This window comes from Kitasatospora sp. NPDC018058 (assembly GCF_044327205.1).
Taxonomy (GTDB): Bacteria; Actinomycetota; Actinomycetes; order Streptomycetales; family Streptomycetaceae; genus Kitasatospora.
In genome coordinates this window covers 32858-46104 of record NZ_JBIRFA010000015.1, presented here as the reverse complement: position 1 = coordinate 46104, position 13247 = coordinate 32858, and the positions used below count along the sequence as shown (strand labels likewise).

Genomic DNA, 13247 nt, shown 5'->3' with positions numbered 1-13247 from the left:
TTTCAGGCCCTGACGGGTAGCTCAACATGTAAATGCACCGCGTGACTGTGCGCCGGAGACTTAGACTTTCGGCGCACAGTCGCTATTAGAAGGGTACGCTGTGACTCCCGCAGTTCGCGTCTCGGGGCTGACTCAAGGCTATGGAAAGAAGACAGTATTTTCCAACTTGAATCTCAGCATCACAGGAGGAGTCTTTGGCCTCCTCGGCCCTAACGGTGCTGGTAAGACAACCCTACTGCGATCGCTGGCGACAATTGCGCCACCACGATCCGGATCCATCGAGATTTATGGCATCGAAGTAGCCTCCGAAAGGTCGGCGCGACAGGTGCGCCGGAATATCGGTTTCCTCCCTCAGGATTTCGGATATTTTCCGAACTTTTCGGTGTATGATTTCGTGCGCTACTGCGCGTGGCTGCGCGAGGTCCCGCCAGTTCGTGCCTCGCGGGAAGCTGTAGAGGTAATTGATCGTGTCGGTCTCGGTGATCAACGAAAAGCGAAAATGAAATCCCTCTCAGGGGGCATGCTGAGGCGTGCCGGTATCGCCTCAGCCCTGGTTGGAGCACCACAACTCGTTCTCTTGGACGAACCGACGGTTGGGCTGGACCCAGCGCAGCGGCTGGGCTTCCGAGAGTTGATTCGGTCACTCGACGATACGACAGTGGTTCTCAGCACCCATCTCGTCGAGGACGTAAACGCGGTCTGCGACGAAGTCGCCGTATTTACGGCAGGAAGTGTCATGTTCCGCGGGGCTCCACATGAGCTTGGTGAACTGGCGGCGCCGGGTGTACCCGGAGACACATCGTTGGAACGCGGTTACATGACTGTACTCGCTGGACGAACGGCGGGCACGCGATGAGGATCTACTGGTTGGAGCTTCGGCGTTCACCAGTCCGCTGGTGGTTTCCAATTCTCGTGTTGCTCGATCTTGGAGCCCTCTTCGGCCGGAGTCAATGGTGGATCGGCGAATGGGTGCAGACCAGCGTTCAGGCTCAAATCCCAGCCTTTTACTTTGCCCCTCTCCTTGCGGCGGCATCGGCTTGGGCAGCTGGACGCATTACGCGGAGTAAATTCGAAAGCCAAGTGCAGGCTGGAGCGCTCCCTCGATGGCGGTCAGAGCTTGCATTGCTTTCCGCAACAGTCACGTATGGCCTCATGGCATACATGATCGGCATCATCGTAGCGTCAGTTGTCAGCTTGGCCACGGCTGGATCGGGCTACCCGTGGCCAAGCTACCTGCTACTTGGTGCTGCCTTGCTCATTGGATTCGCCAGTGTGGGACACATCGCCGGCAGCTGGATTAAATCTCAGTTCACAGCTCCATTGGTCAGCGGTTTCGGCAGCTTGATTCTCATCGCTTGGGCGGGTTCGCCAACAGCTCTGGGCCTTTATGCAATCACCGGATCTCCATTCCAGCAAGTTTCCCCTACAGCTTTGACTGCCCGCTGCCTGGTGGCGGTCATCCTCGCAACTGCTGCAATCCTGGTGCAAAGAAGGTTTCCAGTCGCAAACAGTCGCATGCGGAATAAGTTGACGTCCCGCGGTGTCCCCATGGCTGCTTTCTGTGCACTGCTGGTAGTTTCAGTGTTGGGCTTGGAAGCCACAAGCCCGCTGCAGGAGGACCGTGCGGGATCGCCCACTCCCGTGTGCACGGGGGGAAACCCCAAGATCTGCCTTTGGTCAGAGGATCAAAAATACTTGGCCGAAGCGAATAGCATGGCAGAGCGCATGCAAAAACTCCCGGCGGGGTCTTTTGTCATTCCGGAGGCATTCTTTGAGCGCGGCCTGCGAGGCCGCGGGCACACGTACCAGGATTTCTACATCCTAGAAGGGTCCATGTGGGATCCATCTGAGACCCTGGCTTCCGGAATCCTGTACGCGTCTCGACCCTCGGGCCCTGGGTGCAGTTTCCCCAAAGGCCCTCGCATGACCGAGAATTTCAGAACGTCAGATAGTGAACTGCTGGTCTGGCTTTCGATGCGCATCTTCGGCGGAACGCAACCTTCGGACATGCATGGAGGTCCGCCCGGTGTAGATTCCGGCGCGATCACACAGCTTCTCTCGCAGCCAGAGGATACCCAAGCCAAATGGGTTCAAGAACGAGTCGAGGCGATTCACCGTGCATACTGCGGATAGTCGCTCCGCGTCAATGCGGCTGGACGACCTGGCGCGCTACGCAAGGGGCCATCACGTTACAGGCCTTGTTGTAGGACTAGCCTTTCTTACCGCTTGTGATGCCGCGTTCGGTTCCACCACCTTGAATTTCCCTGTCCAGCATGGTGGAGCGATGATCGGTGTCCCCATGCGGCGAGAACTTCCGATCGGATTTGCCGCCCTGGGCGCGGGGAGCCTGCACAGTCAGATGGCGCAGCTTGAGCTAGTCGCAAGCCGCGGACTGCGTCGGTATGAAACGACTCACCTTCTAGCCGTTGTCTTTCTGACAACAACTCTGGTCGGCGTGACGGAGCTGTCTGTATCAGGTGCCACCTTGGCGGTAATTCTGGTCCGAGCACTCCTCATTTGGTTCGGTCTGGCGCTTCTCTCTGGGCGCATCTTCGGACGATGGCTGTCATGGATCCTTCCGGTTGCTACGATATTTCCATTGACATACCTTGGCCAGGACTCGCAGGGCCAGGTCAGGTGGTGGGATTGGACTGGGCAGCCGCCTTCTAGTTTGGGATGCACGTTCATCGCCGTTATCAGTGTGGCACTTGGGGCTATCGCGTTCTATCTGACACCGTGGCACCTTCAGGCGATCAGGTCGCGGTTCGCTTTTCGCAAGTAGGTTTAGCCTCGATCTTTCGTGACGGTCCGTCGGTTCATCCGGCGGGCCGTTTCGGATTTTCGGGCTGGCGGTTTGGATGCCGGGTCGGGTGGGCGCCGGGTTTCACAGCTCCGTCGGTGTGGTGCTCGGTGAACTGGTCCGCCGGGAGCTCCGGCACACTCGCCGGGCCTCCGTCCCTTTCCCGCACCGGGCCCGCCGCCAGCACTCCGTCGCCGCTCGCCGGCTCGCAGGGCGCGGGCGATCGCCGAAGTCCGCTCACTCGCCTCGAACCGGCCAGTCGCCGCCAGCCACACCCGTCACAAAAGCCTGCCGCTCAACGGTCAGGCCTTCGCCCCTGCAGGTACCGCACACCTATCGGCATACCGCAGAAATCGGTGCTTTCCATTACCCAACAACAGCGCGAAAACCTCAGTGGCTGGCGGCCTTAGTCTGGCTGGTGGTGCGCTTGGGCTTGGTGGCCTCAATGTCGTAGGTGAGGCCGGTGGTTTCGGCGCCGAGCCGGAGCTCTTCGAGGAGCAGGGGCAGGTTCGAAGCCTGGTCGTAGGTGACGCGGTGGACGACGAGTAGGACAGCTGCCTCGGACAGGCGCAGGGCTTCCCGCTCGTCGGGCTGGGGGACGCGGGCGGTGACCCGTTCGCGCCAGGCGAGTTCGCGGCCAGCGGCGGCCAGCGCGGCGTATGCCTCGGCCGGTGTCACGCCGGGCTGCTGGGCGAGGGGGGTGTCCTCGATGCGTTCCATCGGGAGTAGCAGGCGGTGGAGGGCGCGGCCGTCGCCGATGGGCTCGGTGATCAGGCGGTCGCAGCCGATCATCAGCTCGTCCTGCTCCATCTCCAGCAGCGGAGCTGTGATGGCTTCCGTGCGGGTGCGGTAGACGGTCGGCTCCTCGCCGTGTCCGAACCAGGTGTCGATGGGCATCTCGTAGGTTCCGCCCCGGAGGGTGACCGTGCGATCCAGGCTGCCGGAGGGGCCGTTGACGGCGGCTCGGACGTAGGTGCCCCGCCCCTGCTTTACGTCCAGCAGGCCTTCGCTGCGCAGTGCTGCGACCGCGAGCCTCACGGTCGGCCGGGACACGCCGTATTTCTCGGCGAGGTCGGTTTCCGTCGGCAGTTGGGTTCCGGGGGGCCACTCGTCGGTGGCGATGGACTGTCGCATCGCCGCCGCTACCTGCTTGTGCAGTGGCTCGTTCCGGATGATCGCCATGGTGTTGACCCCTTGGTGCGGGCGCCGGGGCCCGCGTCGCGCGTGTCGTGTGGTTTTCGGTCGTTTGCCCTGGTCGGGCGGCATCTTTATGTCTGTCGTCAGTCGGTAGCCGTTAAACGTAAGCATGAATCGCTTGCGTCGGGGCGTCAAGGAGGGGCATCATCAAGGCGCCAAAGGTAAGTACGTTTGACGACTGACGTTGGATGGCCTTTGGCGTCAGAGGAGCGTGCGCTCATGCAGTCCATTCCCGTTGACGGAACCCGGCTCGGCACGATGACCTGCATCGTTGCCCCCGAAGCGCGGATCGCGAACCGCGAGACCGGAGAGATCCGCAAGGACCGGGACGGCCAGACCGTCTACACGGTCGGGGTCGCGGTCCGGCAGGACGGCCGGCGGGCCTCGATCATCGAGATCAGCGTGTCCGGCGAACCGGTCGGCGTGGTCGAAGGCATGCGGGTGCACGTCACCGGCCTGACCGCCTTCTCCTGGGCCATGGGGGACCGGCACGGCCTGTCCTTCCGCGCCGACGCCATCACCCCCGTCCCCGCCCCGGCCCCGGCGGCCTCCCGCAAGGGCGGCGACGCCTGATGAGCAGCGCGACGCGCGTGAAACTGCGCGGCCTGCTGCGCGAACTTGGCGACCTGGCCGAAGAGGTCGACCCGTTCGGCCGGGACGACGACGGCGCCCAGCTCTTCGATCACATCGCCATCGTCGCCACCAAGGCCGCCGGCCAGGCCCGCGAGCTGGAGACCGAAGCGCACAACACCTCGATCGAGAACGGGGGACGGTCATGATGCTGGCGCAGGTGCTCTGGCTGGCGCTGCTGGCCACAGTGCTCGTCCTGCTGAGCATCGCTCCGGGGCTGCGGCGCAACTACCCCTACGTGTGGTGGTGCCTGCTCGGCTACCCGATGGCGGTCGTGCGGGTCCGGGTGACGTGGCGGCGGCTGACCACGAACCTTGGCCTCGCTGTGGCCAAGCGTCCCGGGCACGCGCTGCTCGGCGACATGGTCGTTCGCGGTGATCCGCTGAGGCCAGTCCCGCCCCGCCCTGGCGTGCCGAAGCTACAGCGCGGCGGTGCGGCTCCACCCGGGGCAGGTGCCGGAACACTTCCTCTCTGCCGTCGAAGCGCTCACCCACGCCTGGCGCGTGCACGCGGTCCGGCTGTCCTCCGGTGAGCGCGGGTTCGTCACCCTGTCCGCGCTCGCCTGGGACCCGCTCACCGCGCCGGTACTGCCTTACCGGCTGAAGGACCGGTTGCTCAGGGCGGTGGTCGGGCTGTTGGAGGACGGTCGGGCCTGGGCGATCGACTTCCGGCGGGCGCCGCACTGGCTGATCGTCGGCGCTACCCGCTCCGGCAAGTCCACCCTGATCGCCTCGCTGGTGAAGGAACTCGCCCCGCAACGCGTCGCCCTGTTCGGTATTGACCTCAAGGGCGGCATGGAGCTCTCACTCTTCGAGGACCGGCTCTCGGCCTTGGCGTCCACCCGGACGGAAGCCGCTCAGCTGCTCGCCGAGCTGGTGGCGGAGACCGAAGCTCGGATGCAGTTGTGCCGCTCGGCCGGGGCCCGGTCGATCTGGGACCTCCCGGCCAAGCTCCGAAAGGTGCCCGTCGTCGTCATCGTGGACGAGGTGGCGGAGCTGTACCTGATGGCCACCAGGGAGGACAAGGCGGAAGTCGGGGAGATCTCCACGAACCTCCTGCGGCTCGCGCAGCTCGGCGCGGCTCTCGGCGTCCACCTGGTCATCGCCGGACAGCGCGTGGGCTCCGACCTCGGACCGGGGGTGACCGCGCTGCGGGCGCAGTTGGCCGGCCGGGTCTGCCACCGGGTGAGCGATGCGGGCACGGCGGAGATGGCGCTCGGTGACCTCAACAAGGACGCCCTCGGCGCGGCCCAGCGCATCACCCTCGCCGAACAGGGCGTCGCCATCACCGCCGACACCGACGGCCAGTGGATCCGCGCGCGTTCGGTCCACGTCACCCCCGAACAGGCCCGCCGCGCGGCCGGGAAGTACGCCCGTCTCGCACCGACCTGGCCCGGCCTCCGCACGGCGGACGAGCCGACCGAAGGGGTCTACCTCTGATGGGCACCGCCCTCATCCTCACCGCCGTCCTGGCCCTCGTCACCTACCTCCTGCTCCGCTCCGGCGAACTCAAGGCCTGGCACGTCCTCCTCGTCGGCGTTCTCGGCATCTTCCTCGACCGCATCGGCTGGGCCGACCCCGTCGTCTACGCCGTGATGTGGCTCGTCCAAGGCCTCACCCACACCACCACCTGAAAGACGTGACCACCGTGCCAACCCACCCAACCCCCACCGGCGGCACCACCACCCGCCGGACCCGCTCCACCCGCCCCAACGCCGCCCCCGGCCGCGCCAGTACGTGTCTGGCCCGGCCGGGGCCTGGCGAACCCTGGCCCTGGAGACACCCACCATGACCACCGGCACCAACCCGTACACCGATCCCACCGCACGCCGCGCCTTCCTCGACCGGGAGGCGCGGCTGCGCCAACTACCGTCGATTGAGCGTGACTTGGTCCGCCTCGGCGAAATGCCGGACCTGAGCCGCTGGCTGGAGCAGATCCGCGCCACCGGCGGCTGCGCCGAACCGGTCTACCTCACCGGGCACACCACCACCCTCGACGCCGCGACCGGCGAAGTCCTGCGCCACTACACGACCGCCACCGAGCCCGGCGGCCGGCTCGCCGTCCGATGCCGCAACCGCCGGGCCACCCGTTGCGCGTCCTGCTCGCGGGAGCACAGCGGCGACACCTTCCACCTCGTCCGCTCCGGCCTCATCGGCGGCAAGGGCATCCCGGAAGCGGTCCGGACACACCCGCGGCTGTTCGTCACCCTGACCGCCCCCTCGTTCGGCCCCGTCCACCGCGCGGGCGACTGCCACCATGCCCGGCGCAGACGCTGCGACCACGGCGGCCGACACGGCTGCGGCCGAACCCATCCCGACGCGGACCCGCTCATCGGACAGCCGCTGTGCGCTGACTGCTACGACTACCCCGGCCACATCCTGTGGAACGCCATGGCCCCGGCCCTGTGGAAGGCCTTCCGGGGCAACCTTTACCATCACGTCGCCACCCGGGCGGGCGTCGGCCGGTCACAGGTGCGCGCCCTGGTCCGGGTCTCGGCCGCCAAGGTCGCCGAGTACCAGAAGCGCGGCGCCGTCCACTTCCACGCCGTCATCCGCTTCGACGGCCCCAACGGGCCCGCCTCGCCGCCTCCGTCCTGGGCGACAGCGGATCTCCTTCTTGAGACCGTCCACTCGGCTGCCGCTGCTGTGGCACTGCCGTGCCCCGACTCGGCGGCCTACAGCGGCGGGCGGCTCAGCTTCGGTACCCAGCTCGACGCCCACCGGATATCCAACGGGGACGGCGGACGGCTCACGGACGACGCGGTAGCCGCCTACGTCGCCAAGTACACCAGCAAGAGCGCCGAAACCGCCGGCGCCGTCGACCGCCGCATCACGTCCTTAGCGGAGATCCGAGCGCTACGCGTCAGCCCGCATGTCCGCGCCCTCATCGCCACCGCCTGGAGACTCGGCGGCCTGCCCGAACTTGAACACCTGCACCTGCGCACCTGGGCCCACATGCTCGGCTACCGGGGCCACTGCCTCACCAAGACCCGCGCCTACTCCACCACCTACGGACAACTCCGGGCCGACCGAGCTGAACACGCCCGTGCCCTGGCCGGCGCCCGAGGCCTGTACGCCGGCTGGGACAGCGAGACTGCGACTGAGTCCACCTGGCGTTTCATCGGAACCGGGCACTCGCCCGCCGAAGCTCTGATCGCCGCCGGAATCGCCGAAGACCTTGCCACCAACCGGGAGATCGCCAGGCAATCGGCGGGTGAGCCGTCATGACTGCCTCGACCGGCGACCCGGTGGCCGACTGGATCGCGGAGATCCTTTCGAGGTGGGTGCCCCCGGAGGACTACGACGCGCAGCTCTCCGGGGTCGTGGCCGGGTATGTCAGTGATCGTCGACGGGGGTGCGCTCCTCAGCCGGGGGCCGCTGCCCGACCGGAACAACGTTGATCGAGTCGAGCTCCGGAGGCTTCCGCCGACCTCGACCGATGCTGTACACCTCGACCTCCGAGATCACGGTTGCCACGATGGCCCGGCGGCGTTCGAGGTTCTGCATCGTGTCGTCGCGCCAGACGGCAAGGGCGTCCACCTCGGTCTGGGACTGGGCGACTGCGGCGGCAGCCTCTTGGGCCCGCAAGGACTGCAGCTCCGCGCGGAGATGGCCCAAGGAGTCGAAGTAGTCCTCGTCCTCCAACTTCTGCTCCTTCCACCTCAGGCGGAGCAGCCGGATTCGCTCCTCAAGCCGCGAGATGTCGCCGGTCAGATCCACGCCGGACTCGGCGGGTGTGATCTTCGGCTGGCGGGCGATCAGTGCCGCCTCCACAACCTCGTTGAGCCGGTCTTCGATCCAGGTGTACGCCCGGCTGACCTTGCCGCAGGCGATGCGGCCGTCGGCCCCCGTCCGGCCGGTGTGGCACCGGGTCTGCCGGAACGTCCGGGTCTTGTCGCTGGTCCACTGGATCGCCATTACGGAGCTACAGCCGCCGCACTTCAGGAAGCCCGAGTACAGGTGCTTCCGCTTGCCTGACCCCTGGGCTACCGGGGTCGCGCGACTGTCCAGGACGGCTTGGACGTTCTCCCACTCCTCCTTGGTGAGCGGGTGCGGGTAGATGCTGTCGCCGAGCACCTGGCCCTTGTACGTGACGATGCCGCCGACGCGCTCGGACCGGTACACGCGCTTGACCTTGTGCGGAGTCCACATGGTCCCGCTGGCGGACGACCGAGACCCCTTGTCGTTCCACACGCGGGCGACGTCCCCCGGCGTCTTGCGGTCCATGAGCATGTCGTAGCCAAGCCTGATCAGCTCGACCTCCTCCGGCACGACCCGCTGAAACCCGGAGTCGGCCTCGAAGCCGAACACGCGGGGTCCGCCGGCGTGCGGCTTGCCCTTCTCGCGGCGCTGGAGCAGAGCCGAGTTGACCCGCTCGGCCATGCGTTCGGTCTCCTGCTGCGCGACCGCGCCCTTGATCGTGAGGATCATCCGGCCGGAGGCGCTGGAGGTGTCCTCGCCCTCGGTGGTGGCGAAGGCGAACCCGTACTCCTTCTGCTCCTCAAGGAAGGCGGTCAGCTCGGTGATCCGGCGGGTGAGGCGGTCGATCGAGTAGACGACGATGGCGTCGATGACCCCGGACCGGGCGTCCTTCATCATCTCGGTGTAGACCGGCCGGGGCTTCCGGCTGGTGGTGGACGCCGAGACGTCGTTCTCCGGGTAGACCTTGAGGACCGTCCACCCGAGGCGGTCACACAGTTCCCGGCACGCCTTCTCCTGGCGCTGGATGCCGAGTTCCTGTCCCTTGCGATCCTTGCTGATGCGGACGTAGATGCCGACCCTCGTAGCCTTGGGCATGGCCACCCCCTGAGCGCGAATGATCACGGTGTGCAACGTAGGTGTTTAACGTACAGCTACGAACGTCGCCGGTCAGGCGCTGGTGCCGGTGCTGGTCGCGGCGCGGGAGAAGATCCTGGACGTCGCCGCGTACAACAACCCCTCCGGTGACCTGTACGAGGAGGACGCGCCGAAGGCCGTCGTCCCGGCGCAGGCCGGCGCGAAGGCTCCGGCCGCGGCCTGATCCGAGCGGTACGAAAGGGGCCGCCCTCGCACCAGGTGGTGCGAGGGCGGCCCCTTCGCCGTGCTCTCCCCGAGGGGAAAAGGCAGGGGGCCCGCCGCGATGGGCAGGCCCCCTTGGGTGTTGCTCTTGTGCTCATGGTGACGACTGTCGGGAGCCGTCGGCGGACCCGCACGGGTCCCGAGCGATCAGAACATCAGAGGATGGTCAGACAGCGCTGACGTTCTCCGCCTGCGGACCCTTCGGGCCCTGGGTGACGTCGAAGGTGACCGCCTGGTTCTCCTCCAGCGAACGGAAGCCGTTCGCGTTGATGGCGGAGTAGTGGACGAAGACGTCGGGGCCGCCGCCATCCTGGGCGATGAATCCGAAGCCCTTCTCAGCGTTGAACCACTTGACGGTTCCCTGAGCCATGCCGTTCTCCTTGCGATGCGTGTCGGGGGCCACACCGCGTGGCACCCGGTCCGCTGCGCTGATCGCCCTGCCTCCGGACGAGTCCGAAGTTTTTCGATATTGCTGAAAAACTACAAAAAGCCCGCGGTTACATGCTCCGCAGGCTTCAAGTACTGCAAGGGGAATCAAACTGCAACTGAGGGCAACGCTAGCATGCGGTCGCTGTGACGACCAGGGGTCGCTTGAGGTGCGGACGGCGCGTGTCGTGAGGCCTGGGAGCGGGCGTGCGAAGGCCTGTTGAGGGCGCGTGTGCGCGTGTCGGGTGGCCGGTGCGACCCCTCGTGAACTGCGGGCATACGCTGCGGGGAGGCGCACGAACAGCAAGGGAGCGGCGCAGTGGCAGCGGACGTGCAAACGCGGGAGCCCCAGGAGAACACGCCGGTCAGGCCGCGGGTCGGCCATATTCAGTTCCTGAACTGCGTTCCCCTCTACTGGGGTCTCGCCAGGACCGGCAATCTGCTCGATCTCGACCTCACCAAGGACACCCCGGAGAAGCTGAGCGACCAGCTCGTCGGCGGTTCCCTGGACATCGGGCCGATCACCTGTGTGGAGTACCTGCGCAACGCCGACGACCTGCTGGTCCTGCCCGACATCGCGGTCGGCAGCGACGGCCCGGTGATGTCCTGCCTGATCGTGAGCAAGGTGCCGCTGGCCGACCTCGACGGCCGCCGGGTCGCCCTCGGCTCCACCAGCCGCACCTCGGTCCGGCTGGCCCGGCTGCTCCTGGAGGAGCGGGAGGGCGTGCGCCCCGACTACTTCAGCTGCCCGCCGGACCTCAGCGCGATGCTGGCCGAGGCCGACGCCGCCGTCCTGATCGGCGACCCGGCGTTGCGTGCCTACCTCGGGCAGGCCGCCGACCTGGGGCTGACCGTCCACGACCTGGGCGCGATGTGGAAGGAGTGGACCGGTCTGCCGTTCGTCTTCGCGGTCTGGGCCGTGCGCCGGGAGTTCGCCGAGCGCCGCCCCGAGCTGACCGCGGCCGTCCACCGGGCCTTCCTGGAGTCCCGCGACCTGTCGCTGGTGGAGGCCGCCAAGGTCGCCGAGCAGGCCGCCCGCTGGGAGGCCTTCGAGCCGGACGTGCTGGAGCGGTACTTCAGCGAGGCGCTGGACTTCTCGCTCGGCGAGCGGCAGCGGGCCGGGGTCGCCGAATTCGCCCGACGGGTCGCGCACGACAGCGGGTTCGCACCGGACGTGGAGGTGCGGCTGCTGGAGCCGGTGGCGCTGCCCGTCGGTCAGTAGGCCCGAGGCCCCGGGAATCGGCCCAGGGCCCCGGGAGTCGGTCCGGCCCGGTACGGTCTGCACCCGAGGCGCGTCCGGCGGGTGGCCCCGTGGGAGGCGCCCCGGAAGCGGTGTACGCGGCCGGGCACCCGCCCGGGGGGCCGTGCGTGCGAGTGCGAGGGGAGCGTGCGGGGCATGCGGGCACTGGGGGCGGACGACCCGCGCCAGGTGGGCGCCTACCGGCTGCTGCGGCGGCTCGGTTCGGGCGGGATGGGCCGGGTCTACCTCGGCCGGACGGCCGGCGGGCGCACCGTCGCCGTCAAGGTGGTGCGCTCGGAGTTGGCGGACGACGCCGAGTTCCGCGCCCGGTTCCGGCAGGAGGTGGCCGCCGCCCGGCGGGTCGGCGGCAGCTGGACGGCGCCCGTACTGGACGCCGACACCGAGGGCGGGCAGCCCTGGGTCGCCACCGGCTACGTGGCGGGCCCCGCGCTCACCGTCGCCGTCCAGGAGTACGGGCCGCTGCCCGAGATGGCCGTCCGGGCGCTCGGGGTCGGGCTCGCCGAGGCGCTCACCCATGTGCACGGGCTCGGCCTGGTGCACCGCGACGTCAAGCCGTCCAATGTGCTGCTGACCCTGGACGGGCCGCGGCTGATCGACTTCGGGATCGCCCGGGCGCTGGACGCGACCAGCGGTCTTACCCGTTCGGGTTATGTGGTCGGCTCGCCGGGCTTCATGGCGCCCGAACAGGCGAACGGGCAGCCGGTCGGACCGGCCGGGGACGTCTTCTCGCTCGGCGCCGTGCTGGCCTTCGCCGCCACCGGCGTGCACCCCTTCGGCGAGGGGGTCAGCGCGGCCGTCCTGCTCTACCGGGTGCTGCACGAGGAGCCGGACGTCTCCGGGCTGGCCGAGCCGCTGCGGGCGATCGTCCTCGACTGCCTGGCCAAGGATCCGGCCGCCCGGCCCACCCCGCAGCAGTTGGCGGCCCGGTTGGACCCGGACGGCCTGGGCACCGCCGGGCTGTGGGGCTTCCTGCCGCCCGCGCTGGCGGCGGGGGTGGGGCGCAGCGCGGTGGAGCTGCTGAACCTGGAGGGGGAGGTGGCAGAGCCGGGGGAGCGGGGGGAACCGGGGGAGGCGTCGGCTGCGGGGGCTGCGTCCGCGGAGACGGAGGACGAGGACGGGGACGGGGCCGAGGTGGTGCGGACTCCGACCATGCCCCCGGGCTACTACCCGCCAGGGGGGTTCGGGCAGACCACGACGCCCGCCAAGCCGTGGTGGCGGCGGCGGGCCGGGGTCGCGACGGTGGCGGTGCTGACGGCTGCGGTGCTCGGGGGCGTGGGGTACGGGCTGTACGAGCGGCTGCACCGCGACGATCCGGTGATGCCGGCGGTGCGGCCGATAGCGGTTCCGTCCGTCGATCCGAGTGACGCCATCGCCTCGCCCGGGGCCTTCGTGCCGGGCGGCACGGACACCCCGTCGGCGTCCGCGTCGGCGTCGGCCTCGGCGTCGGCCTCCGCGTCCGTTTCGGCGCCGGCCTCGGCGCCCGCGACGGGCGGGCCGAACGCGGTGCCGGCCGCGTTCCTGGGCACCTGGAGCGGGGACATGGTCACCGACAAGGGCCTGCCCGGCGGCACCACCACGCTCACCGTTCGCCCGGCCGCGATCGGCCAGGAGAGCACCACCAGCCACAACGGCCTCTCCGGCCTGATCTCGATCAGCTGTGAGGGCGCCTGGACGCTCAAGTCGGTGTCCGACACCAAGCTGGTGTTCCAGTCCCGGCTGGTGCACTCCTCGATCCCCGGCGCCTGCACGGGTGGTGCCTTCGCGGAGACGCTCACCCTGCAGGCCGACGGAACGATCAAGTTCAGCTCCGCCGATCCGGCGGCCGGGAACCCGGTCGGGACGATGCACAAGGTGAACGGGGCGGCGGGCTGATGGT

The 13247-nt window shown here is 68.1% G+C and carries 12 protein-coding genes and 1 pseudogene; 10 read left to right on the top strand and 3 right to left on the bottom strand.

All coding sequences use genetic code 11. The features are described 5' to 3' along the window. The first annotated feature begins 100 nt into the window (after positions 1 to 100). Together ACH4E7_RS21880 and ACH4E7_RS21875 are read left to right on the top strand one after the other, a co-directional pair. Positions 101 to 856, top strand: a complete 756-nt coding sequence (locus ACH4E7_RS21880; RefSeq protein WP_396250683.1) for an ATP-binding cassette domain-containing protein — start codon at positions 101 to 103, stop codon at positions 854 to 856. Between the two features lie 305 nt (positions 857 to 1161). Further along, positions 1162 to 2133 (top strand): hypothetical protein, encoded by a 972-nt coding sequence (locus ACH4E7_RS21875; protein WP_396250682.1) that lies wholly within the window; start codon positions 1162 to 1164, stop codon positions 2131 to 2133. A gap of 1057 nt (positions 2134 to 3190) precedes the next feature. On the opposite strand, the gene ACH4E7_RS21870 is transcribed toward ACH4E7_RS21875, so the two are convergent. Further along, a complete protein-coding gene (locus ACH4E7_RS21870; RefSeq protein ID WP_396250681.1) occupies positions 3191 to 3982 on the bottom strand; it encodes a GntR family transcriptional regulator in 792 nt (263 codons plus the stop codon). Between the two features lie 234 nt (positions 3983 to 4216). Between ACH4E7_RS21870 and ACH4E7_RS21865 the strand changes: the two genes are divergently transcribed. The 5 genes from ACH4E7_RS21865 to ACH4E7_RS21845 all read left to right on the top strand — a co-directional run bounded on the left by ACH4E7_RS21865 (position 4217) and on the right by ACH4E7_RS21845 (position 7854). Further along, positions 4217 to 4570, top strand: coding sequence for a hypothetical protein (locus tag ACH4E7_RS21865; protein WP_396250680.1), 354 nt, complete (start codon positions 4217 to 4219; stop codon positions 4568 to 4570). Further along, positions 4570 to 4776 (top strand): hypothetical protein, encoded by a 207-nt coding sequence (locus tag ACH4E7_RS21860; protein WP_396250679.1) that lies wholly within the window; start codon positions 4570 to 4572, stop codon positions 4774 to 4776. Before ACH4E7_RS21865 ends, ACH4E7_RS21860 begins: the two co-directional genes overlap by 1 nt. 282 nt (positions 4777 to 5058) lie before the next feature. After that, positions 5059 to 6066, top strand: a complete 1008-nt coding sequence (locus tag ACH4E7_RS21855) for an FtsK/SpoIIIE domain-containing protein (RefSeq protein ID WP_396250678.1) — start codon at positions 5059 to 5061, stop codon at positions 6064 to 6066. Then, positions 6066 to 6260: a hypothetical protein gene (locus ACH4E7_RS21850; RefSeq protein ID WP_396250677.1), complete on the top strand. Its 195-nt coding sequence runs from the start codon at positions 6066 to 6068 to the stop codon at positions 6258 to 6260. The genes ACH4E7_RS21855 and ACH4E7_RS21850 overlap by 1 nt, the downstream gene beginning before the upstream one ends. A gap of 154 nt (positions 6261 to 6414) precedes the next feature. Beyond that, positions 6415 to 7854 carry a replication initiator gene (locus ACH4E7_RS21845; RefSeq protein WP_396250676.1) on the top strand — a complete coding sequence of 480 codons (1440 nt, stop codon included), beginning with the start codon at positions 6415 to 6417 and terminating at the stop codon, positions 7852 to 7854. Between the two features lie 108 nt (positions 7855 to 7962). Here ACH4E7_RS21845 and ACH4E7_RS21840 read toward each other — a convergent pair whose 3' ends face one another. Next, positions 7963 to 9450: a recombinase family protein gene (locus ACH4E7_RS21840; protein WP_396250675.1), complete on the bottom strand. Its 1488-nt coding sequence runs from the start codon at positions 9448 to 9450 to the stop codon at positions 7963 to 7965. A gap of 22 nt (positions 9451 to 9472) precedes the next feature. Here ACH4E7_RS21840 and ACH4E7_RS21835 point away from each other — a divergent pair. Next, positions 9473 to 9646, top strand: a pseudogene (locus ACH4E7_RS21835) (dicarboxylate/amino acid:cation symporter); the annotation flags it as partial. 204 nt (positions 9647 to 9850) lie between these two features. Here ACH4E7_RS21835 and ACH4E7_RS21830 read toward each other — a convergent pair. After that, on the bottom strand, positions 9851 to 10054 hold the full coding sequence (locus tag ACH4E7_RS21830; RefSeq protein ID WP_355670162.1) for a cold-shock protein: 204 nt from the start codon (positions 10052 to 10054) through the stop codon (positions 9851 to 9853). 375 nt (positions 10055 to 10429) lie between these two features. On the opposite strand from ACH4E7_RS21830, the gene ACH4E7_RS21825 reads away from it, so the two are divergent. Next, positions 10430 to 11332, top strand: coding sequence for a menaquinone biosynthetic enzyme MqnA/MqnD family protein (locus ACH4E7_RS21825; RefSeq protein ID WP_396250674.1), 903 nt, complete (start codon positions 10430 to 10432; stop codon positions 11330 to 11332). A 174-nt stretch (positions 11333 to 11506) separates the two neighbouring features. After that, entirely contained in the window at positions 11507 to 13243 is a 1737-nt protein-coding gene (locus ACH4E7_RS21820) for a serine/threonine-protein kinase (protein WP_396250673.1), read from the top strand. The last annotated feature ends 4 nt before the right edge of the window (positions 13244 to 13247 follow it).